Annotated in this window: 16 protein-coding genes; 7 read left to right on the top strand and 9 right to left on the bottom strand. The window is 39.3% G+C overall.

The window, feature by feature from the left end:
- Nucleotides 1-73: 73 nt before the first annotated feature.
- From AC1Z3S_RS09255 to AC1Z3S_RS09245, 3 genes are read right to left on the bottom strand one after another with little or no spacing between them, the layout of a single operon-like run.
- Complete coding sequence (locus AC1Z3S_RS09255) at nt 74-1,813, bottom strand: type 2 periplasmic-binding domain-containing protein (RefSeq protein ID WP_461740137.1); 1,740 nt, start codon at nt 1,811-1,813, stop codon at nt 74-76.
- A 32-nt stretch (nt 1,814-1,845) separates the two neighbouring features.
- Entirely contained in the window at nt 1,846-2,787 is a 942-nt protein-coding gene (locus tag AC1Z3S_RS09250; protein WP_461740136.1) for a carbohydrate ABC transporter permease, read from the bottom strand.
- Nucleotides 2,788-2,798: 11 nt separating this feature from the next.
- Entirely contained in the window at nt 2,799-3,677 is an 879-nt protein-coding gene (locus AC1Z3S_RS09245; protein WP_461740135.1) for an ABC transporter permease, read from the bottom strand.
- A 311-nt stretch (nt 3,678-3,988) separates the two neighbouring features.
- Between AC1Z3S_RS09245 and AC1Z3S_RS09240 the strand changes: the two genes are divergently transcribed.
- Nucleotides 3,989-4,594, top strand: coding sequence for a DUF624 domain-containing protein (locus tag AC1Z3S_RS09240; RefSeq protein WP_461740134.1), 606 nt, complete (start codon nt 3,989-3,991; stop codon nt 4,592-4,594).
- Between the two features lie 8 nt (nt 4,595-4,602).
- A complete protein-coding gene (locus tag AC1Z3S_RS09235; RefSeq protein ID WP_461740133.1) occupies nt 4,603-6,384 on the top strand; it encodes a sensor histidine kinase in 1,782 nt (593 codons plus the stop codon).
- A 94-nt stretch (nt 6,385-6,478) separates the two neighbouring features.
- Here AC1Z3S_RS09235 and AC1Z3S_RS09230 read toward each other — a convergent pair whose 3' ends face one another.
- Nucleotides 6,479-8,479, bottom strand: coding sequence for a beta-galactosidase (locus AC1Z3S_RS09230; RefSeq protein ID WP_461740132.1), 2,001 nt, complete (start codon nt 8,477-8,479; stop codon nt 6,479-6,481).
- A gap of 107 nt (nt 8,480-8,586) precedes the next feature.
- Between AC1Z3S_RS09230 and AC1Z3S_RS09225 the strand changes: the two genes are divergently transcribed.
- Nucleotides 8,587-9,393: an AraC family transcriptional regulator gene (locus tag AC1Z3S_RS09225; RefSeq protein ID WP_461740131.1), complete on the top strand. Its 807-nt coding sequence runs from the start codon at nt 8,587-8,589 to the stop codon at nt 9,391-9,393.
- Between the two features lie 153 nt (nt 9,394-9,546).
- On the opposite strand, the gene AC1Z3S_RS09220 is transcribed toward AC1Z3S_RS09225, so the two are convergent.
- A complete protein-coding gene (locus tag AC1Z3S_RS09220; RefSeq protein ID WP_461740130.1) occupies nt 9,547-11,007 on the bottom strand; it encodes a glycoside hydrolase family 1 protein in 1,461 nt (486 codons plus the stop codon).
- A gap of 212 nt (nt 11,008-11,219) precedes the next feature.
- Between AC1Z3S_RS09220 and AC1Z3S_RS09215 the strand changes: the two genes are divergently transcribed.
- The gene (locus AC1Z3S_RS09215; RefSeq protein WP_461740129.1) at nt 11,220-12,731 is read left to right on the top strand and encodes a glycoside hydrolase family 43 protein; all 1,512 of its coding nucleotides are present in this window, start codon (nt 11,220-11,222) and stop codon (nt 12,729-12,731) included.
- A 61-nt stretch (nt 12,732-12,792) separates the two neighbouring features.
- On the opposite strand, the gene xylB is transcribed toward AC1Z3S_RS09215, so the two are convergent.
- A complete protein-coding gene (xylB, locus tag AC1Z3S_RS09210; RefSeq protein ID WP_461740128.1) occupies nt 12,793-14,295 on the bottom strand; it encodes a xylulokinase in 1,503 nt (500 codons plus the stop codon).
- Between the two features lie 92 nt (nt 14,296-14,387).
- A complete protein-coding gene (gene xylA / locus AC1Z3S_RS09205; RefSeq protein WP_461740127.1) occupies nt 14,388-15,695 on the bottom strand; it encodes a xylose isomerase in 1,308 nt (435 codons plus the stop codon).
- Nucleotides 15,696-15,848: 153 nt separating this feature from the next.
- Here xylA and AC1Z3S_RS09200 point away from each other — a divergent pair, with 153 nt between their 5' ends.
- The gene (locus AC1Z3S_RS09200) at nt 15,849-17,012 is read left to right on the top strand and encodes an ROK family protein (RefSeq protein ID WP_461736219.1); all 1,164 of its coding nucleotides are present in this window, start codon (nt 15,849-15,851) and stop codon (nt 17,010-17,012) included.
- Nucleotides 17,013-17,110: 98 nt separating this feature from the next.
- Here the strand turns inward: AC1Z3S_RS09200 and AC1Z3S_RS09195 are convergent, their stop codons facing one another.
- The gene (locus AC1Z3S_RS09195; RefSeq protein WP_461740126.1) at nt 17,111-17,407 is read right to left on the bottom strand and encodes a hypothetical protein; all 297 of its coding nucleotides are present in this window, start codon (nt 17,405-17,407) and stop codon (nt 17,111-17,113) included.
- 15 nt (nt 17,408-17,422) lie between these two features.
- On the bottom strand, nt 17,423-18,769 hold the full coding sequence (gene gdhA, locus AC1Z3S_RS09190; protein WP_461740125.1) for an NADP-specific glutamate dehydrogenase: 1,347 nt from the start codon (nt 18,767-18,769) through the stop codon (nt 17,423-17,425).
- A 305-nt stretch (nt 18,770-19,074) separates the two neighbouring features.
- Between gdhA and AC1Z3S_RS09185 the strand changes: the two genes are divergently transcribed.
- Both AC1Z3S_RS09185 and argH read left to right on the top strand, forming a co-directional pair.
- Nucleotides 19,075-20,295 (top strand): argininosuccinate synthase, encoded by a 1,221-nt coding sequence (locus AC1Z3S_RS09185; protein WP_322597295.1) that lies wholly within the window; start codon nt 19,075-19,077, stop codon nt 20,293-20,295.
- Between the two features lie 467 nt (nt 20,296-20,762).
- Nucleotides 20,763-22,145 carry an argininosuccinate lyase gene (gene argH, locus AC1Z3S_RS09180; RefSeq protein WP_461740124.1) on the top strand — a complete coding sequence of 461 codons (1,383 nt, stop codon included), beginning with the start codon at nt 20,763-20,765 and terminating at the stop codon, nt 22,143-22,145.
- Nucleotides 22,146-22,195: the final 50 nt, after the last annotated feature.

Here is a 22,195-nt window from a genome sequence, read left to right as displayed (position 1 = left end):
AGCACAAGTAGCGGCTACTTATGTTACAACTCCTTTAATTAAACATTGCGATTCATTATTTGAAACACATTGTTTACTGCTCTTCAAATTCCTCAACTACAGCAATTCTATCATCATTTTGTTGTTGGGCATTCGTCATATCAAATTCCAAAACCTGTGAATATCCTAGGCCCTCTGCCGTGTCCTGCAACTCTTTAAGTAAGCTATTGAACTCTGCTTCATCTTTTGCAAAGACCATACGCCAAGAATATTCTTTGACCGTTGAGGCTACTTGATTTCTTAAAGCAGAAATATCTGAGGAATCCTCTGGAGCAACGTAACTTGCTCCTGGTGCAACTAAAATTTGATCGTTGGCTTCCAAATAATCAACAGTTGTTTGGGCATCTCCCATATGACTTGACCAATCTTCTTTAACAGAATTAGTATTCTCTTCTTGATAAGAATCCCACATCGTGTAAGCATAAGAGTAGCCAGTTTCAGGATTAATATCTATTGGTAAAACGGTATTTACGTTTAAAGCAGATACACCATCTTTGTATGTACCTCCACCATATTCTTCAGGAACGTCAGCATTTCCATCTAATAACGCTTCTTTACCAAAGTCAGTTAGTGTTGGCACCCCATCTACCAATTCCCAAGTCAATCCTTCTGGTCCACTGCTACCGCTTGTTTGGGAAGAATTTGAAAGTACACCTTCAGGAGAATACAGCCAATCAATAAATTCTGCAATCCGCTCTGGATCTTCTGCATTTGAACCAATTCCAATAAATTGTTTTCCACCGTAAAGTTCAGCACCATAAGAGAAAATCTTTTGATCTTGAATTGGCACTAACATATAACCCTTGCCTTCGTTCAAATTAGTGGTCGTATTATAAGCCGCTTGTCCCAACCATGGCCACCATGAGAATAGAACTTGCCCCTCTTGAAATTTAGCATACAATGTATCATAATTTTGCGTTGTCGACTCTGGATCAACTAAGCCTAATTGATTTGCTTCATAGTAGAATTTCAATGCCCGGATATATTCTGAGTCGCTATCCAAAATTCCTTGATAATCGCTCCCATCTGCTTTTGCAAGAACGAAGCCGAGCTCATCATAGCCATACAAAGCTGCCAATTGTTTCCCAGCATTCATCAGATTGCCATCCCAATCAGCGAATAGTGAAAAGCCGTATACTTTTTTTCCTGATTCTGTTGTTGCATTGGCATCTTGCATTTGTTTCATCACTGGTAAAAAGTCTTCTAAAGTTGAGATTTCAGGATAACCTTGCTCAGCATAAAGATCCCATCGTAAATAGGCACCATAATTTAAATCTAGCCCTTCTGAAGGCGTTGTCGGACTTAGTGTTGAAACTGATGTTGGAAAACCATACAGTCCATCTTGTCCAACATTCAGATGCTGAACAGCTGTGTCAAATCTTTGAACATTTTCCATACTGTCATAATATTCGCTAGCATCTTTTAATAAACTAGCCTGCACTAATTCATTATACTGTTGCCCGTTGTCAACAATAACCAAATCACCTAAATCACCGGCCGCTGTTCTTGTCTGATAAAGCGTGTCCCCATTCCCAGCAACGTTAGGCGCGATAATATTTAATTCCATATTAAATTTATCTTTCACTAGCTTCGCAAACCAACCTTCTTGAATCCCCATATAGTTTGCCAAACCATCATAAACGTCAATCGTAATTGTTTCCTCACGATCGACAGTCTCACTGGCAGCTTCTTCGCCGCTACAAGCGCTTAATCCTGTTAAAACAGTTGTCGCCAATAAAGTTGATGCTACTAATTTTTTCCACGTTTTTCCCATTTTGTTTCCCCTTTCAAAATAACTTACTGATTTTAGCCTTTAACTGCCCCCAACATAATTCCTTTTACAAAATACTTTTGGAACATTGGGTAAATAAACATAATTGGTAATACTACTACAACTGAAACAGTCATACGGATTGAAGTCGGAGTTTGAGCCGTAGCAGCTGATGCGATACTGGCTGTGACACCACCAGTAGTTTGAACCATTTGTGCAAGTGAATTCGCTTGATTGATATAGGTATACAATAAATATTGTAAGGAATATAAGCTTTGATCCGTGATATAAATCAACGTATCTTGGAATGAATTCCATTGGGCAACCGCTGAGAAAATAGCTACGGTTGCTAAAATTGGTGTACAGTTTGGCAAAATTACTTTGAAGAATACTTGTAAAATATTAGCGCCATCCATTTCAGCTGCTTCCTGCAATGATTTAGGAATTGATTCGATATACGTCTTCACTAAAATGATATTAAACGGTTGGACGATTGCTGGTAAGATATACACCCAAAAGCTATTCGTCAAGCCAAGATTTCTCATCGTGATAAACATTGGAATCAATCCAGCATTAAAGTACATCGTAATGATGATAAAACGATACCAAAATTTGCGTTTCCAAAGTTTTTCTTGAGTGAACATAAAGCCTAAAAATGCTGAAGCTAAGACTGTTGCCGCAGTCCCTAGAACCGTTCTAGCAACTGAGACAATTGCTGCTGAATAAAGACCATTTAATTGTAAAACTTGTTTATAATTTTCAAAATGAATTCCCTCGGGGAAAAAGCGAATGGCTCCAAGTGAACTCAAATCGTTATTACTGATGGAATTAATAATTAAGTAATAGAATGGATAGGCACAGATGAGAGTAACAATGCCAAAGAAAAGATAATTCACAATATTGAATGCTGCATCTTCTTTTGAAAATAATTTTCTTTTTGGCTTTTCCTTCTTACGATCTTTCATAGACAATTCCATTTTCTCACCTCCTAAATGATGGATGACCCACGAATTTTTTTCGAAGCAAAGTTAACAACTACTAACAATGCTACACTAATCAAACTTTTTAGCATGCTTATCGCAGTAGCTAAAGATAAACTGTTACCACCTAATCCAAGATTATAAACATAAAGGTCTAACACTTGAATATTTTGGCGATTGAACGCATTCTGAAAAACGAAATACTGATCCATCCCATTGTTTAATAAGTTGGCAATCGAAAGCATCAACATTACTAAATAGGTCGGCATCAATGCAGGCAAAGTGACATTGCGCATTAATTGGAAACGATTGGCCCCGTCAATGCGCGCTGCTTCATAAAGTTCTGGGTCGATACCAGAAATTCCCGCCAGATACATGATAGCTCCCCAGCCAAGACCTTTCCAAAGATTCCATAGGCACATCATCAACCAAGTGTGACTGTTGCTGTCCAAAATTTTAAGGGGTTCAACAATGACGCCCCAATCTAAAAGCAGGGAGTTCAACAGTCCGGTTGTTGAAAATAAGCTAAAGGCAATTGTATAAACAAGCACCCAACTAATAAAATTTGGTAAGGTGGTGAGTGTCTGTACAATATTTTTAAACCACTTGCATTTGATTTCATTTAAAAATATCGCAAAGGCAACTGGGAAAATAGAAGTGGCAATACCTAAGAAACTCATCGCAAAAGTATTTTTCATTACTTGGAGAATTTGACTCACTTGTGTTGGATTGGATACCAACATATTAAACCATTTCAAGCCAACAAACTCACTGCCTGACAATCCCAATGCCGGCCGATAATCATATAATGCATAAATCCAGCCGTGTAATGGAAAATAAGCAAAAAGAAAAACTAAAATTAAGAAGGGTATAATCGTTAAAAACATGATTTTTCCTTCTCGGTTAGCCCTTTTTTTAGCTTTTTTCCGGCTCTTCAACTGAACCTCCATAACAATACCCCTTTTCTTGTAAACGTTTTATTTTCTATATCATAGCATTTGGAAGCGGTTCTTCCACCGGACAAAAGAGTATCTCCTTACCCTACAAAATAGACTTCTTTTTAACCAAAACCTGTTAATTATAAATAAAAAGCCCGATGGATAGCGCTTTCTTGATTGTTTTAACAACTTTTACCAAATTTTGTATTCTACTCTTTATAAGGTAAAATACAACTATCTTATAAGAAGGACTGATGACCATGATTACTTTTAATCCTAATAGTCAATTTTTTAAAATTACAACGACAGCGGCGCAATTTATCTGTTTAAATGTCATTTACATTCTATCCTGCTTACCAATTATTACGATTGGTATAGCCACAACGGCGCTCTACGATGTAACCTTAGATTTTGCAGATCATGAAAGTGGCTATCTAATTAAAAACTATTTCAAAAGTTTTAAAAACAATTTCAAAACTGCCTTAAAGCTATTTCCTTTTTATCTGATTCCGTTGGTGGCTTTAACTTTTAGTGCATTCTTCTGGTTTTCTTTTGAAACGACTTTAGGGACAGTTATTGGCATGCTGGCAGGTCTTGTTAGCCTATTTCTTTTTTTAGCCTTTCTAATTAGTTGCGGCTTAACCGCTAAGTACCAAACCACAACTAAACAAACCTTGCAAAACAGCCTACTGCTAGTGATGGCTCATCCAATGAAAAGCTTAGGAATTTTACTGATTCCATTGACGATGTTTCTATTGGCCTTCATAATACCGGGGTTCAGTTATTTCATTTTGTTTTTAGGTTTTTCATTTTCAGCCTATTGCGGAGACTTCTTGCTGCTATCGATTTTCGCTAGCCACAGATAGGTCTGCTAATGAAAAACAAATGGAGCAAACTCAACTTAAGTCAATATTCGATTAAGTTTCAATTATTTATTATCTATATTCCAATCATCTTTTTAGCTACCTTGATTATTGGCGGCTTACTAATTTTAGATTCAACTAGACAGCTTAGTCAAAGCTACCAAGATTTAGCTATTTCAGATGCACAACGAGTCCGTTCTGTGATTTTTGAGCGCACCAGCTCCTTAAAAAATGATGTTGCAAGTTTATCGACGGATACAGAGCTCCGGTCACTGCTGAGTCAAGATTATGAGTCAGAGACCGCTGCCCGAGAATCTTTAAGCCAATATGATGCTTTAACAAAGCTAAAACAGCAGGATACTTCCATCTCATCAATTCGGATTTATACTACGAATTTGACAATACCTGATTATCAAAATTTTGCTCAAGCAACAACAGAATTGCAGGCAACTGACTGGTTTGAGCAAGCCACCGTCACACCAGACTCCTTCTGGAAAACTAGTCAAACAGCAGATGGTAATTTTTCCTTGTTGACGATTTATAAGCAGCTGCCGCTTCCCCTCTCCGATTATCAGGCAGTCGTGGAAATCATTGTGGATTATAATTTTTTGCGTAATCGCATTAATAATTCTGATTACACCAATCAGATGTCTTTAAACCAAGATGTCCTATTTTACAGCGACCACATTAATGATTTGGGGACCAATCCTTTTGAGGAGTTAAAAGCCCAATCAGAAATAATTAATACCCAGTTTGCAACGATTGGTAACAGAGAAAATGTTTTACTGGCTACCACAACTTTGGATTTAGGGAATCAGTCGGATCAAATCCACATTTATTCAATGGATTTTAACGCCTTTGGCAATCTGCGTAATAATATTTTCAAATGGTCGAGTGTCTTACTGCTGACACTTTTGACAACGGCGATTATCATCATCATCTTTGCTAATATTTTTGCCCGCAGAATTAAAAAGCTGCAATCGGCAGTTTACCACGCTTCGATTGAAGACTATCAATTTTTTCAAAATATTTCTGGGAATGATGAAATTTCTAAAATCTCCTTGGACTTCCTTAAGATTATCCAACATATTAAACAAAATGAAGAGGCGATTTTCCAATCGCAATTGCATGAACAAGAACTACTGACGCAACAAAAACAAATGGAATTCAGTGTACTCTCTAGCCAGATAAATCCACATTTTTTATTTAATACGTTAGAGACCATTCGCATGACCGCTTTAAAAAATCAAGATAAAGCCGCCGCCCAATCGATTAAATTACTATCAAAATCCATGCGCTACACCTTAGATAGTCAAGGTAAAAGACAGGCCACTTTGGCTGAGGAGTTGGCGGCAACTAAACTGTATGCCGACATTCAAAAATTGCGTTTTGGCGATCGCGTAAATTTAGAAATTACCGTAGCAGATAATCTTGATACTGAAGGAATTCGCTTACTACCGCTATTGATTCAGCCGTTAGTTGAAAATGCGATTTCCCATGGTTTGGAGGGACTAACTACTACTGGCCACATTCAACTAACCATTACTCGAGACGCCAATTACTTGATTATCCAAGTGACAGATAACGGTATGGGCATTTCATCCGAACGCCTGATTGAAGTCCACAAAAAAATTGCCGAAAATGATCTCGGCAATGCGCAAAATATTGGATTAAGAAATGTGAATAGCCGCATAAAAAATTATTACGGAGCAGAATGCGGCCTGACAATTACTAGTCAAGTTGGTATTGGCACGACAGTTACTTTAAAAATTAAATCAACGATGGAGCATTAAAAAGAAGCTACCTTACAAGCTTCAGTCGATAATTTCTTTCTCTTTGAAATTTATCTACTGCATTAGCCTATTCGGTAGCTTTTTTAATTTTCTTTTATTTTACCGCAATCAACTTCACATAAAAAGGTTCTAACTCGACAGCCCCGCCACAAGCTTGACTAGTCAGTAAATCAGTACCGTTGAAAGGCAGTGTGGCTGTAACGGTTTCATTGCGATGATTCAAAACAAATTTCAAAACTTGATTGCCTTTAATTCTTGTTTTGACTTCAATGCCCGCTGGTAAAATTAATTCGGGAATGTCTAAGTCAGCTAGGATTAAATCAAACAATTCTGTCATACCCGTCTCTGATAACATGGTACCGACATAATAGGCTGCACCTTTGCCAAATTGATTGCAGGTGACTGCAGGCGTATCTTGATAGAATTCACCTTTACCATAATTAGCAAGCGTTTGGGCCCCTTGCGGATGGATAATATCACAAAGCATGCGACAATCCTGTTGCGTTCCATCTTCAAAAACGACTTGATAATGCGTTTCTGGTGGCAGCGCGTCAAATTCCTCCACCCAGATTCCTAATAGTTCCTTCAATGGTCCCGGATAGCCGCCTAAATGAACATTATCTGATTGATTGACAATCCCGCTCATCATGGTGGTCACAAAGGTGCCGCCAGCTGCAACATATTTTTCAATCTTTTTAGCGCTCTCTTCTTCAATCATATATAAACAAGGCGCCAGCAATAAATCATATTTTTCGTAATCGCCATCAATCGGTACCAAATCAACATCGATGTTACGACGATACAATTCTTGATAATAATGATGAATTTGTTCGACATATTTTAATTCAATTGTCGGACCGCTAGTATATTCTAGTGCCCAATAGTTTGACCAATCAAAAATGAGTCCTACTTTGGCTGGTGTAGTTGCCGTTAAGAAGCTGTCACCAAGTTGAGCCAGTTCACCGCCTAATTCAGCAACTTCTCTAAAGACTCTTGTATGTTCATTACCGACATGGTCAATCACAGCGCCATGGAATTTTTCGCAGGCACCTTTTGAGCGACGCAGTTGGAAATATTGAATCGTGTCTGCTCCGTGAGCGATGGCTTGATAGCTCATATTTTTCATTTGCCCTGGGCGTTTTAAAGAATTATACGGCTGCCAGTTTTGCTGGCTTGGCGTTTGTTCCATCAGCATAAAGGGTTGACCATTTTTCAAGCCCCGCATCAAATCGTGGCACATCGCTGTATAGCTTGCCGGTGTATTATAACTCGGGTAACTATCCCAAGAAACAAGATCCATTTCCTTCGCCCATTTAAAATAATCTAAACCTTTATACGTGCCCATTAAATTTGTAGTGATTGGCGTTGTTGCATCAAATTTGCGGATTTGATTTTTTTCATCGACAAAATTTTGCAGCATCGAGTCTGACATAAAGCGGCGATAATCAATCGAAATTCCGGCAAAGGCTGTTTTTTCAGTACCAATCGCATCGCCCAATGCATTTGGTGCAACAATTTCATCCCAGCTATAAATTTTATGACTCCAAAAAGTCATGTTCCAAGCGTCATTTAATTTTTCTAACGTTTGATATTTTTTCTTCAACCACACGCGAAAAGCTTTTTCACAATTTTCACAATAGCATTCTCCGCCGTACTCATTGGAAATATGCCAGCAGGCTACCTCAGACAAATCACCATAGCGCTCTGCCAATTTCCCTGCCAAAAGTGGGCTGTATTTTCTAAAGGTCGGACTATTGGGACAAGCATTGTGGCGATGGCCAAATTTATGCTGGCGCCCTTCAAAATCAACCCGATTTACATCAGGATAACGACGACTCATCCAAGCCGGCAAGGCCGCCGTCGAAGTCGCCAATACAATCTGATAATTATGTTTTTTAAGCATGTCCATGATGTCGTCCAATTGTGAAAAATCATATTCCTCTTCACTAGGCTGCAGCTGGGCCCAAGAAAAAACATTGACAGTCGCTGAATTAATCGAAGCTAAGTCAAACATGCGCATATCTTCTGTCCATACTTCCTTAGGCCATTGCTCAGGATTGTAATCGCCACCAAACAAAACTTTTTTAAATGTCATAGTAAACCTCCAACTATTTTTTCTCATTTTAACACGCTTACATGGTAGAATAGTAGTAAATAAAAACGAGAAAATATCATAAAACGAAACAATTGGAGGCGTTGATTTTGCGCTATAGTTTTAATCAAAAAGATCGCAGCTTACCACTCTTTGTCGACAGCTTTGGCACTAACTGGCAGCAGGAACAGATTCAGCGGCCTAAAGGATACCCTTATGTTCATTGGCTTTTCTCTGAAAAAGGCAGTGGCACTGTTTTGATTGACAATCAAAAAATTAATTTACCCGTTGGTACCAGTATTTTAATCAATCAAACGATTCCCCACGACTACTATCCAAATGACGCCTGGGAAACAGCCTATTTTACTTTTGGCGGCGCTTTGATTTCTGAAATCATGACCCTGCTTGGCTTCGGCAATTATTTAGTAATCTCTGAAAATGCAATTGATGTTGAAAATTTTGTCACTCAATTAACAGCAGAAATTGAAAAAGATACTTTAACGACGCCGTTAAAAGTATCCGGAATGATTTATTCTTTTTTAATGCTGATTAAAGAGTCCACCTTAGCTGAATCAAGCCATTATTCAAAATATCATGATTTGATTCAGCCTGTGGTCACTTATATCAAAAAACACTACGCTGAAGATATTCGCAATGAAGAGCTAGCCCAGTTAATTGGCTATAGTCCTCAATACTTAAATCGACTTTTTAAAGATGTCTATCAGACTTCTCCAAATCAATATCTACTTGAGTATCGGATGCAAAAGGCCAAAGAATTATTGGCCAACGAGCCGTTACTAACCATTCAAGAAATCAGTGATGCCACTGGCTTTAGTAATGCCAGTCACTTTATTGCACTTTTTAAAAGAAGCGAACAGGTGACGCCGAAGAATTTCCGGCGGTATTATCACAGTTGAAACAAAAGAAGCTATGACTTAGGCTTAAACAAAAGAATATCTTTATGTGAGACTTAATTAGAAATTTCTAAATCCCACTGAAGGTTTACTGAGTAGCAAAACCAAATCTTAAGAATTCTCTCTGTAAAAACTTATGTCATAGCTGTAACTTTTTTATTGGAGGTTCCGACCATTTTCTTGAATTACTTTTTGATACCAATAGAAGCTGTCTTTAGGAATACGCTCCAAACTTCTTTCTTCATGCTCGTCTCGATCGATGTAGACAAAGCCATAGCGCTTTTTATAGCCATTTAGCCAACTTAATAAATCCGTGAAGGACCATGCACAGTAACCAATAATTTCAACGCCATCGGTAATTGCCTTACGCAGCTCCACTAAATGTTTTTCCAAATAATCAATCCGATATTGATCGTGAACTTTTTTATCGGTCGTGAGTTGATCGATGGCGCCGAGACCATTTTCGGTAATAAAAATCGGCAAGTCATATCGGGCTTGAATTCGTCTTAGGGCTACTCTGAAACCAACTGGATCAATTTCCCAGCCCCAATCAGTCTTTTCCAAATATGGATTAACGACACTGTTAAACATCGGAACTTCTGGTGAGACTGCCTGCTCTTCTTTCGGCTGCATCAAATAAGGATCAGTTTTTGAAAATTCTTTTTCCTCCTCGATGGGCGCTTCAATCCGATTCGTCTTGGCAGTACCGCCATGATAATAATTGATTCCTAAAAAGTCTGGTTTGACGGAGGCCAGAAGTTTGGCATCCTCTTTGGTGACCTCTGGGGCAATTTCCAATTGTTTTAATTGCTTCATCACAAATTTAGGATATTTCCCAAAGCAATACACGGACAACCACCAATCATTATTAAAGGCCTCACCATTTTCTGCCGCCAGTACATCTTGCGGGTCAGCTGTTAGTGGATACATTGGTCCATAACCAAAGCTGGGACCAATTAAACCTTCTGGTACCATCTTGCGAAAAAGCTTAATCGCTTCAGCATTTGCTAAATTGACAATATGGCTGGCAGCATACATTCGTTTAACATCGGTCACTGCTGGTGGATGCGCCACCCAGCGATAGCCTAAAGAAATAAAGACATTTTGTTCATTCATCGTAACCCAATACTTTACTTTTTTACCCAATCGTTCAAAGAGAGCTTGGCAATATTTTTTGAAAGCTGCAACAGTTTTGCGGGATTCCCAACCACCGTATCGTTCCTGTAATGCTTGAGGTAAATCCCAATGATATAAAGTCAAGACTGGTTCCACTTGATTTTCAATTAATTCATCGACGAGAGCTTCATAAAAATCCAACCCCGCCTGATTTACTTCACCATCGCCATCAGGAATAATTCGGCTCCAAGAAACACTAAAACGATAAGCTTTCAAGCCCATCTTTTTCATCAACGCGACGTCTTCTTGATAATGTCCATAATGGTCTACAGCAACTTCTCCATCTGTTCCTTCAAAAGTTTTCCCAGGTATTTTTACAAAATCATCCCAAATAGAAGGTCCCTTGCCATCTTTATCCCATGCGCCTTCAACTTGATAGGCTGCCGAAGCTGCTCCCCATAAAAAATTTTCCGGAAAAGCATCTAATGTCTTGTGATACATGTTCATCCCCCGTTCTTTAGCTTAACTTTAGCACAAGCTTTTTTGAACTTATTCAAGAAAATTAACCTAAAATAATAGAATTTGAAACTGTTTTCCAGACTGAGAAAACGCTCTATAAATAGCGCTAATTTGTACAGTAACACAGCTAATTTCTCCATCTTTTTTATTGGTGATTCATGCTATGATTCACACAAAAAGGAGGCGTTTTCATTTTGAAGTATCAAAATCCAATTCTATCAGGTTTTCATCCTGACCCCAGCATCTGCCGCGTCGACGAAGATTATTATTTAGTCACCAGTTCATTTGAATATTTTCCTGGCTTGCCTTTATTCCACAGTCGGGATTTAATCCATTGGCAGCAATTAGGTTACTGTATTTCCCGCAATAGTCAATTAACACTTTCCCATAAAGTTCCAAATGGTTTTGGTTTGTATGCACCGACCATTCGATATCATAATGGCCGTTTTTATGTTATTTGCACAAATGTATCAGAGGGGGATTTTACATCAGGAAACTTTGTCATTTGGACGGATGATATTCACGGGGAATGGTCCGACCCGATTTGGATTGATTTACCCGGAATTGATCCTTCTTTATATTTCGAAGGGGACAAAGCCTTTTATGTGGGGACCCACAAAACAATTTATCTTTGCGAGCTGGATTTAACGACAGGCGCAACCGGTCCTCGCCATGAATTATGGCAGGGCATTGGCGCTGCTGATCCCGAGGGGCCGCATCTTTATAAAAAAGGCGATTATTACTATTTAGTAATTGCCGAAGGTGGGACATCTTTTGGGCACATGGTGACGATTGCCCGCAGTAAAAATATGTTAGGACCTTATGAAGCTTATGCTGAAAATCCGATTTTAACGAACCGCAGTTTGCAAAATCCAATTCAAGCGGTTGGTCATGCAGATTTAATTGAAGATCATTTAGGAAATTGGTGGGGCGTCTGCCTCGGTATTCGCACAATTGGCACCTTCACACCGAAACATTTGCTGGGTAGAGAAACCTTTTTATTCCCAGTTGATTGGTCAGGGGCATGGCCGATTTTAGGCAATAATGGTAGCCTCTCATTAGAAATAGAGGCAACCGGTCTACCCGAAAAAGTATTTCCTAGTCAGCCATCAAAAATAATTTTTTCAAAACAGGGCGTCGATGCAACTTGGAATTATTTATACGAACAAGATGATGTTCATATTTTTACAGATGAACAGGGACTGAATCTGTTGGGATCCGCTGAAACTTTAAACTCCGAAGCTGGTCTGACTTGGTTAGGCCGTCGACAAACAGCTTTCAATTTTTCTGCTAAAGCGAAATTCATTTTACCAAAAATGGAGGATGGCACTGAATTTGGTTTAAGTATTTTTCTTAATCGTCAGCATCATTATGAAATTGCGCTGCAACAAGATGAGCCCACCGCCGTTATCTTCAGACAAACCGTTAGTATTTTTGACAAGATGACAAAGGTTACTGAAAATTCACTGATGGCTGGTACCCCTTATTATTTAGAAATTCGTGGCGATAAAAAACTCTACCAATTTTTTGGTGGAAGAGAAGAAAATTCTCTACAAAAAATTGGCGAGGCAACCACGGTCAATTTAACAACAGAGGTTGGCGGCTTATTTACCGGACCATATCTAGCCTTATACGCTACTGGAAATGGGAAAGAATCAGTGACGCCAATTGTGTGTGAATGGTTTGACTATCAAGAATTAGATTAAAAAAATTGCTTCTGAGAACTCCACGCTCAGAAGCAATTCTTTTTACAAACATTTTACTATACTATTCCCCCGCCAACTCCCGCAACTCATGACTCAACTCGCTTGTCGCTGGGTAAACTTTCCGGTACTCATGATAAATTTTTTGATACGCTGCAACATTTTCTTGAATTGGAAAATGTGATTGTTTATATTCCACAAATACTTCTGCACAAGCTTTTAAGTCAGCAAACCAATTTAAACCGATAGCGGCTAGCATAGCTGCTCCTAGGCCTGGACCTTGTTCGGAGACCAGACTGGTTACTTCTGCATTAAAAATGTCTGCTTGCATCTGCAGCCAATCGGCATTTTTAGCACCACCACCAACTGAAATAATTTTTTCAAATTTGCGCCTAGCCACTTCCTCCATCAAGACCTGTGAATCCTTCAAAGAAAAAGTAATGCCCTCCAATACAGCTCGGGTAAAATAATTGAAGGTGTGTTGATCATCCATCCCGATAAAACTGCCGCGAATTTTACCATCGACATGGGGTGTCCGTTCACCGCTAATATAAGGCGTGAATAACAATCCCGCAGCCCCTACTGGCACGTCGTGGACGCCCTTCAGTAACTCATCAAAGGATAAACCTGCTGCGAAAACTTCTTTAAACCAGCTGAGGCTATGGCCCGCTGCTAAAGTCACGCCCATTGAGTAATAACTATCTTTTTGAGCGTGATTAAATAAATGGAGTTTCCCTTGATAATCTTGGTCAGCGGAATTTTCATAGGACAAAAAGACGCCAGAGGTTCCGATGCTTGCCATGCCAATACCTTCTGCCAAAATTCCTGAGCCAACTGCAGCACACGCATTATCAGCACCGCCAGCAAAAATTTTAACCTCTTTGCTGAAGCCAAATTGTGCCGCCAATTCCTTTTTCAAGAAGCCAGTCATTCCCGATGATTCAATTAATTGCGGCAATAACTCCTTCGAAATAGCAAACTTTTCTAGAATCGCCGGTGACCATTGTTTTTCTTTAATATCCAAAAGCAACGTTCCAGTAGCATCAGAATAATCCATGTGAATTGTATCTGTCAGCCAATAGCCGAGATAATCTTTTGGCAGCATTAAATGGCGCACCTGCTGCCAAATCTCTGGTTCATTTTCCTGTACCCATAAAATTTTAGGCAGAGTAAAACCTTCTAAAGCAATATTTTTCGTAATTGCTAACAGTTCTGTTCCAAATTCTGCCATGATTTCCTGACATTGTTTTGTGGTTCGCACATCATTCCACAAGATGGCATTGCGCAAAACTTGTTTTTCTTCATCTAACAAAACTAAGCTGTGCATTTGTCCTGAAAAACTAATGCCGGCCAATTCCTCTGTAAAATCAGCCACTTCATTTTTTAAAATTTCAAAAACAGCGCTACAGGCTGCAACCCAATGCTGAGGATCTTGTTCGCTGTAGCCAGAAGCTGGCTGAATTAATGGATAATCTTGGGCTGCTGTAGCAACGACTTCACCGGTCTGATTCATCAAAAGGCCTTTTAGAGAGCTCGTGCCTAAATCAATTCCTAATACGTAGGGCATTTTTTCGTACCTCCTAAAAAAAGCTGCGACATAAGCTAAACAGATGTAATTAATCTGTAAAAATTCTTATATCACAACCTCTTGCTTCATTTTTAGACTAAATAATCATTCAAACGCGACTTGACAACTTCCAGGTGGCTGGATTCATTCGTAATATCATCGTGATCCAAGGCATAAGTGGTCAGGCTTTCTAAATCTTCTTCGTCAGCAACAATTTTTGCGCCGATACCGGTCGTATAGCTGGCATAACGTTTTTCTTTCAAATCATCAAAGAAGCGATCTTCCTTCAAAGCGGCCGCTGCTTTCAATCCGCGGGCAAAAGTATCCATTCCGGCGATATGGGCCAATAATAAATCATCCATTGCAAAAGAAGAACGACGTACTTTTGAATCAAAATTGATACCGCCAGGTGCGATGCCGCCATTTTCTAAAATTTCGTACATAGCTAAGGTTGTATCATAAATATTGGTTGGAAATTCATCTGTATCCCAACCCAATAAAACATCCCCTTGGTTGGCATCGATTGAGCCCAATGCATCATAATCTCTGGCAACATTTAACTCGTGTTCAAAAGTATGTCCAGCCAAAGTTGCATGGTTAGCTTCTAAGTTCAATTTGAAATCATTTTCCAAACCATGTTTTTGAATAAATGCCATCGCCGTCGCTGCATCAAAATCATACTGATGTTTTGAAGGTTCCATTGGTTTTGGTTCAATTAAAAATTGTGGCTTATGACCAATTTTTTCTCCGTAAGCAATTGCCATTTTAAATAGCCGGGCAATATTGTCCTGCTCAAATTTCATATTGGTATTTAGCAGTGATTCATACCCTTCACGGCCACCCCAGAAAACATAATTTTCGCCACCGAGTTTTTTACTGACATCCAAACCTTTTTTCACTTGAGCTGCTGAATAGGCAAAGACTTCTGCATTATTTGAAGATGCTGCACCATTCACAAAACGTGGATGGCTAAACATATTTGCTGTGTTCCATAATAATTTAATGCCAGTTTGATCCATTTTTTCTTTGATTAAATCCGTAATCTCATCAATATTACTGAAAAATTCTTCTAACGAATCGCCTGCAGGTGCAATGTCGACATCGTGGAAGCAAAAATATTCAACATCTAATTTAGTTAAAATTTCAAAGAAGGCTTCAACACGATTGCGGGCAGTATCCATTGGCGTTTCCCCAAACCAAGTCCGTTGATTGACTGGATCACCAAATGGATCAGAACCATCTTGAGTCAGGGTATGCCAATAAGCAACGGCAAAACGCAAATGCTCCTTCATAGTCTTCCCCATAATTACTTCTTCAGGATTGTAGTGACGAAAGGCAAATAAATTTTCTGTCGCTTTTCCTTCGTATTTAATTTTTTCAACATTTGGAAAGTAAGCCATTTTTAAATCCTCCTAAATTTTACTTGAATTAAGTTTGTTTGTATAATAAACTAACCTTGTGATGTAAATATAAAATACTCAAAGAATTTTGTCAAGCGTTTTCAAAAAGAAATATAGTATAATTTAAATGAAAAAATAAAAAGGATTGATGAGATGATTTCCACTAAATATACAATTCGTGAACAAAACGAGGCGACTGTCTTAGCGCAAGTGATAAAAAAAGGCGAAATTTCCCGCGCAGAATTATCCAACATTACCAAGTTGAATAAAGCTTCAGTCTCTTCGATAGTAAAAAAATTAATTGATGACCAGCTAATCTCTGAGGTGGGCATTGGCAGCTCTTCAAATGTCGGCGGCCGAAAACCGACGATGATTACCTTCAACGGCCATTCTGCGCTAGTGATTGCTATTGATTTAGGGGTGGACTACATTGAAGGGATGCTCGCCTATCTCGATGGTACGGTTATTGAAACAATTCGTAAAAAGGATGTCAAGGTCCAGGCCGATAATGTAGTGAAGCATTTGTCCTCCTTAGTCGATTATTTTATTGACAATCAACCTGATACTTACCATCGGATTATTGGGATGAGTATCGCTATTCACGGAATTGTTTTTGAAAACAAAATTATTTTTACCCCTTACTACGATTTAGATACGATGGATTTGCATGAACAGATTAGTCAAAAATGTAATTTCCCAATTTTTTTAGAGAATGAAGCGAATTTGGCTGCTTTGGGGGAATATACCTTTTCTTCAAAATCGCAAAAAATTATTTCCATCAGCATGCACAGTGGTGTAGGGGCCGGCATTGTTGAGAATGGTGAAATTCAATTAGGTGAGCATGGTCGTGGTGGTGAAATCGGTCATACAATTTTACGTCCGAATGGTAAAGCTTGCCCCTGCGGTAACAAGGGCTGTCTAGAACAATATGTTTCCCACAAAGTTTTGTATGATTCGATTAATAAACAAGTGAATTTGAAAAAAATTAACTCACAAATCATTCAGGAATTAGTTGAGGCTGATAATTCTGCAACAATCGAGCTATTAAAGAAAAATGCTGAACTACTTAGTATTGGTGTGAATAATGTTGCCATGCTGTATGACCCTGAAGTGGTAATTATCAACAGTTCCGTTTATCGAAAAATACCGGAGTTGATAGACGATTTGAAAACCTCCATCACTAATCGCTACCTCAATAACTTGTTTATCCGTAACACCACCCTTAAAGATCAAGCAACGCTCTTCGGCGGTTTTGCTTTAGCAACGCAAAACTTTTTGAACATCACGGAATTAAAATTATTAAAAGAATATCACTAAATAAATGTCGTTACTTCTTCAATACAATTTTTATTTCAAACGCAAAAAACCAGCCCTCAACCAATCCTATTTCAGATTAGTTGAGGGCTGGTTATACTTTATTCCTTGAAAAAATCTCCATAGCCATCAATCGTCTCGCCGTCGTAATAACGAAGCAACTCATCAATGGTCAGCTGTTTTTCTTCTGGCTCGTCCTCTTCTTTAGGAAGATGCTCTTGACGATAGATTGCATAGGCTTCGGCCAGTTTGCGAAAAACGGCCTGGCGTGACTCCCCTTCTGCTGCGGTAAAAGGCAGTTGGCGGATATACGCGCTAAACTGTGTCTTGCCGTCAATCATTTCAATCGGTAGCTCTATCACATCTAAATCAACTTCTTTAAATAATTCATCGTACATTTTTGTCTTCCTCTTTTACACTAAGCCTTGAGCTAACATTGCTTTAGCAACTTTAGCGAAGCCGGCGATATTAGCGCCCGTTAATAAATCATCTTTGTGGGAATATTTTTCAGCAGTTTCTTTACAATTTTTATAAATCGTCGCCATGGTACGGTCTAGCTGTTGGTCAACGGCTTCAAAGCTCCAGTTTAAGCGTTGACTGTTTTGGGCCATCTCTAAAGCGGAGACAGCAACGCCACCAGCATTGGCTGCTTTTCCGGGACAGTAAATAATGCCCGCTGTTTGGATTTTTTTAACGGCTGCTAAAGTGGTCGGCATGTTGGCCCCTTCGCCGATAATTTTAACGCCATTGGCAATTAAAATATCAGCATGCTCTTCATTGATTTCATTTTGTGTTGCACAAGGTAACGCAATATCAATATTGCCACGATAATTCCAAACGCTGCCTTCAAAATATTCAGCTTGTGGTCGTGCTTTTTGATATTCAGTTAAACGTTGGCGTTTCACTTCTTTAATTTCCTTCAGTAAAGCTAAATCAATGCCCGCTTCATCGACAATATAGCCATTGGAATCCGAGCAAGTAATGACCTTGCCGCCATATTCCTGCACCTTTTGAATTGCGTAAATCGAAACATTGCCGCTACCTGAGACTTGAACTGTTTTACCTTTAAAGGAATCTTGGTGTTCTTTTAGTAAATGTCTGACAAAATAAACCAGACCATAGCCAGTTGCTTCTGTCCGCACGAGGCTGCCGCCGTATTCTAACCCTTTACCTGTTAAAACGCCCGCTTCTGCTCCCCGCAGGCGGCGATAAGTGCCGTATAAATAACCAATTTCTCGTCCTCCTACGCCGATGTCACCGGCGGGAACATCCAGCGACGGACCGATGTGACGATACAATTCTGTCATGAAACTCTGACAAAAGCGCATGATTTCGCTGTCGGATTTTCCTTTAGGATCAAAATCACTGCCGCCTTTACCGCCGCCAATCGGCAGACCGGTTAGACTATTTTTAAAAATTTGTTCAAAGCCGAGAAATTTTAAAATGCTTAAATCAACGGTTGGATGAAAACGCAGGCCGCCTTTATAAGGGCCAATCACCGAATTAAATTGGACACGAAAGCCCCGGTTAACCTGCCAATTTCCTTGATCGTCTTGCCAAGGCACTCGGAATTGAATAATTCTTTCCGGCTCTACCATCAGCTCCACAATATTTTTTTCCAAATATTCAGGATGGTCTTCTAAAAAAGGCACGATACTTGGTAAGAATTCTTCTAAAGCCTGCAAAAACTCCGGCTGGTGGGCATCTTTGGCGACTAATTTTTCTTGTAAAGCTGCAATTGCTTGGGAACATTGTGACATCTGATTTCCTCGTTTCCGCTAATTATTTTAGGCAACAAATGCCCTTCACTAAACTTTACACTATTCTTTTTTTGGAAGCAATTTCAGCAGGCCGAAAATTTAAAAAAGGTGCTTCTCTATAGATTGAATTATAAATTTTCTAAAAAGAATTTATGCATGCTTTCCTTGCATAAACGAGATTAAACGTATATTTAACTGAATTATTTAACTTTTTGTGTATATTTATTTACTTTTTGCTTGCATCTCTTTGAAAAGGGTGTTATGATACTTTCATCAAAACAAAAGCATTAAGGGGAGAAACAATCATGAAAGAAAAAGTAATTTTAGCGTACTCCGGTGGTTTAGACACCTCCGTATCAATTAAATGGCTCGTTGATGAAGGCTATGATGTCGTTGCCGTTTGTTTGGACATCGGCGAAGGAAAAGATATTGATTTCATTAAAGAAAAAGCTTTAACAGTTGGTGCTAGTGAATCTTATGCAATTGATGCCAAAGAAGAATTTGCCAAGGATTTTGTTTTAATCGCCTTACAAGGCCACACTTATTATGAAGGAATTTACCCATTGGTTTCTGCTTTAAGCCGGCCTTTGATCTCCAAAAAATTAGTTGAAATCGCCCATCAAACTGGCGCAACAACAATTGCCCATGGCTGTACTGGTAAAGGGAATGACCAAGTTCGTTTTGAAGTGGCGATTGCCGCTTTAGATCCAAACTTAAAAGTGATTGCTCCAGTGCGGGAGTGGAAATGGTCACGGGAGGAAGAAATTGCTTACGCTGCTGAAAAAGGTGTGCCAATCCCTGCTGATTTAGACAATCCTTATTCAGTTGACCAAAACCTATGGGGCCGGGCTTGTGAATGCGGAATTTTAGAAAATCCATGGGCAACGCCGCCAAAGGGTGCTTATGAAATTACCGCTGAGTTGGAGGATACGCCTGATACCGCTGATATTATTGAAATCACTTTTGAACAAGGGGTGCCAGTAGCCTTAGATGGCAAAGCCTTTGAGTTATATCCTTTGATTCAAGAATTAAATGAAATTGCCGGCAAGCATGGTGTTGGTCGGATTGATCACATTGAAAATCGGTTAGTCGGCATTAAATCTCGGGAAGTTTACGAATGTCCCGGTGCGGTAACGTTAATCGCTGCACATAAAGCGTTGGAGGATTTGACTTTCGTACGGGAAGTAGCTCACTTCAAACCAACGATTGAAAATCAATTGAGCCAAACGATTTATGATGGCCTTTGGTTCAATCCATTAACAGATGCCTTGATTGCCTTCTTAAAATCAACCCAAGTCTATGTAAATGGTGTTGTGCGGGTGAAATTATTTAAAGGGAACTGCATTGTTGAAGGTCGGAAATCTGACAACAGCTTATATGATGAAAACTTGGCTACTTATACTTCTGCGGATACCTTTGACCAAGATGCTGCAATTGGCTTTATCAAGCTGTGGGGTCTACCGACAAAAGTTAATGCTGAAGTGCAAAGCAAACTAAAAGCTGACCAAGCAGTCCCTAATGCTTAATCTGAAATAATTTGGCTGATGCAACTGATGTGAGGCAAACTTTTCCGAGAGAAAATAATTTTGTCCGTTGACATCTTGATTTACTTTTAGTGAGTTTCTTTTCTTACTTAACAGGAAATAAGGAAACCAGTAAATCGCCAATTTTTAATTTAGCAGTTTACTTAAGTGAGAAGTCCATTTTCTAAAAATTAAAGGCTTCCTGTAACTGCTCTCCCCTAGAAATTTGGAGGCTGTGACATTAGTTCAAACAGAACCGAACGCTGCGAAGATTAGTTAGTAAAAGCAGCAACATATTGAAAATTTACTTCAGTGGACTCAGTTGACCTCAGAAGCAAATCAATATAGTTTGGTGGATTATCTGTTAAAAAGACTAGTGTCATAGCCTCTTTTTTACGAGAAAAATTACTTTCTCCGCTTTTTAAAAGCATTTTTTGATATACTGGAAAAAAAGAAGAGGTGACCAATTTATGGCAAAACTTTGGGGTGGCCGTTTTGAAGGCCAAAGTGAAGCATGGATTGATGAGTTCGGCGCATCAATTCCCTTCGACCAAAAATTAGCGAAACAAGATATTACCGGCTCTTTAGCCCATGTGAAAATGCTGGCTCATACGGGAATTATTACCGAGGCTGAGGCTGCAGAAATTACGAAAGGCTTAAAAGCTGTTGCAAAAAAACTGGCAGATGGCGAATTGACCTTCGCCATTGAAAATGAAGATGTTCATTTAAATATTGAAAAATATTTAACCGAAGAAATCGGGGCTGTCGCTGGCAAACTTCATACTGCCCGCAGTCGCAATGACCAAGTGGCGACAGATATGCATTTGTATTTAAAAGAGATTGTCAAAGAAGTCGTAGAAAAAATTCATTTTTTCCGCAAGGTCTTAGTCCATCAAGCTGAGGAAAATATCGAAACGATTATGCCCGGCTATACTCACCTGCAACATGCCCAACCGATTTCCTTTGGTCATCACATGATGGCTTATTACGGCATGCTGACGAGAGATCAGGAACGTTTTGCTGAAAGCCTGAAACGGATTGATATTTCGCCTTTAGGTGCTGCTGCTTTAGCCGGCACAACCTTTCCAATTGATCGGGAATTTTCGGCTAAAGAACTCGGCTTTGCTAATATTTACACCAACAGTCTTGACGCTGTCAGCGATCGAGATTTTATCTTAGAATTTTTAAGCAATTCATCGATTATGATGATGCATCTCTCGCGTTTTTGCGAAGAAATTATTTTATGGACCAGCAACGAATTTAAATTCGTTGAACTGACGGATACTTTTTCCACCGGCAGCTCGATTATGCCCCAGAAAAAAAATCCCGACATGGCAGAATTAATTCGCGGTAAAACCGGTCGGGTCTACGGCGACTTATTTGGTCTGTTGACGGTGATGAAGGGTTTACCGCTAGCTTATAATAAGGATTTACAAGAGGATAAAGAAGGCATGTTTGACACGGCTCATACTATTTTGACTAGCTTAGATATTATGGCGGGCATGGTGGATACGTGGAAATTAAACAAAGCCCACATGGCAGAATCCACTGAAAAAGATTTCTCCAATGCAACTGAGCTAGCGGATTATCTTGCAGCTAAAGGTATGCCCTTTAGACAAGCCCATGAAGTGGTCGGTAAATTGGTTTTGGCCTGCACCAAAAAAGGCATCTACTTGCAGGATGTGCCGTTAACTGAGTATCAAGAGATTACACCACTAATTGAAGAAGATATTTACGATACGCTTTCCTCCAAGACAGCTATCGCCCGCCGCCATTCTTTAGGCGGCACCGGCTTTGATCAGGTGCAAGCACAAGTCGCTTTAGCCCATCAACAATTAGCTGACGAAGAATAATTTTTTTAAGTTGTTAGTTGCTGTAAGGAATTCATAAGCTTCTTAAGGAA

The sequence above is a fragment of the Enterococcus sp. LJL90 genome (assembly GCF_056924355.1).
Note: the sequence above shows the minus strand (reverse complement) of the source record. Positions and strands in the feature narration are given on the sequence as shown.

What these genes read in the sequence shown, in the direction of transcription:
- AC1Z3S_RS09195 (WP_461740126.1), bottom strand. Translation starts at nt 17,407, where the DNA reads ATGTACGATGAATTATTTAAAGAAGTTGATTTAGATGTGATAGAGCTA.
- AC1Z3S_RS09230 (WP_461740132.1), bottom strand. Translation starts at nt 8,479, where the DNA reads ATGACATTTAAAAAAGTTTTGTTTGGTGGCGATTACAATCCTGAGCAA.
- xylB (WP_461740128.1), bottom strand. Translation starts at nt 14,295, where the DNA reads ATGCCCTACGTATTAGGAATTGATTTAGGCACGAGCTCTCTAAAAGGC.
- AC1Z3S_RS09250 (WP_461740136.1), bottom strand. Translation starts at nt 2,787, where the DNA reads ATGGAATTGTCTATGAAAGATCGTAAGAAGGAAAAGCCAAAAAGAAAA.
- AC1Z3S_RS09240 (WP_461740134.1), top strand. Translation starts at nt 3,989, where the DNA reads ATGATTACTTTTAATCCTAATAGTCAATTTTTTAAAATTACAACGACA.
- xylA (WP_461740127.1), bottom strand. Translation starts at nt 15,695, where the DNA reads ATGGCTTACTTTCCAAATGTTGAAAAAATTAAATACGAAGGAAAAGCG.
- AC1Z3S_RS09200 (WP_461736219.1), top strand. Translation starts at nt 15,849, where the DNA reads ATGATTTCCACTAAATATACAATTCGTGAACAAAACGAGGCGACTGTC.
- gdhA (WP_461740125.1), bottom strand. Translation starts at nt 18,769, where the DNA reads ATGTCACAATGTTCCCAAGCAATTGCAGCTTTACAAGAAAAATTAGTC.
- AC1Z3S_RS09235 (WP_461740133.1), top strand. Translation starts at nt 4,603, where the DNA reads ATGAAAAACAAATGGAGCAAACTCAACTTAAGTCAATATTCGATTAAG.
- AC1Z3S_RS09245 (WP_461740135.1), bottom strand. Translation starts at nt 3,677, where the DNA reads ATGTTTTTAACGATTATACCCTTCTTAATTTTAGTTTTTCTTTTTGCT.
- argH (WP_461740124.1), top strand. Translation starts at nt 20,763, where the DNA reads ATGGCAAAACTTTGGGGTGGCCGTTTTGAAGGCCAAAGTGAAGCATGG.
- AC1Z3S_RS09255 (WP_461740137.1), bottom strand. Translation starts at nt 1,813, where the DNA reads ATGGGAAAAACGTGGAAAAAATTAGTAGCATCAACTTTATTGGCGACA.
- AC1Z3S_RS09185 (WP_322597295.1), top strand. Translation starts at nt 19,075, where the DNA reads ATGAAAGAAAAAGTAATTTTAGCGTACTCCGGTGGTTTAGACACCTCC.
- AC1Z3S_RS09220 (WP_461740130.1), bottom strand. Translation starts at nt 11,007, where the DNA reads ATGTATCACAAGACATTAGATGCTTTTCCGGAAAATTTTTTATGGGGA.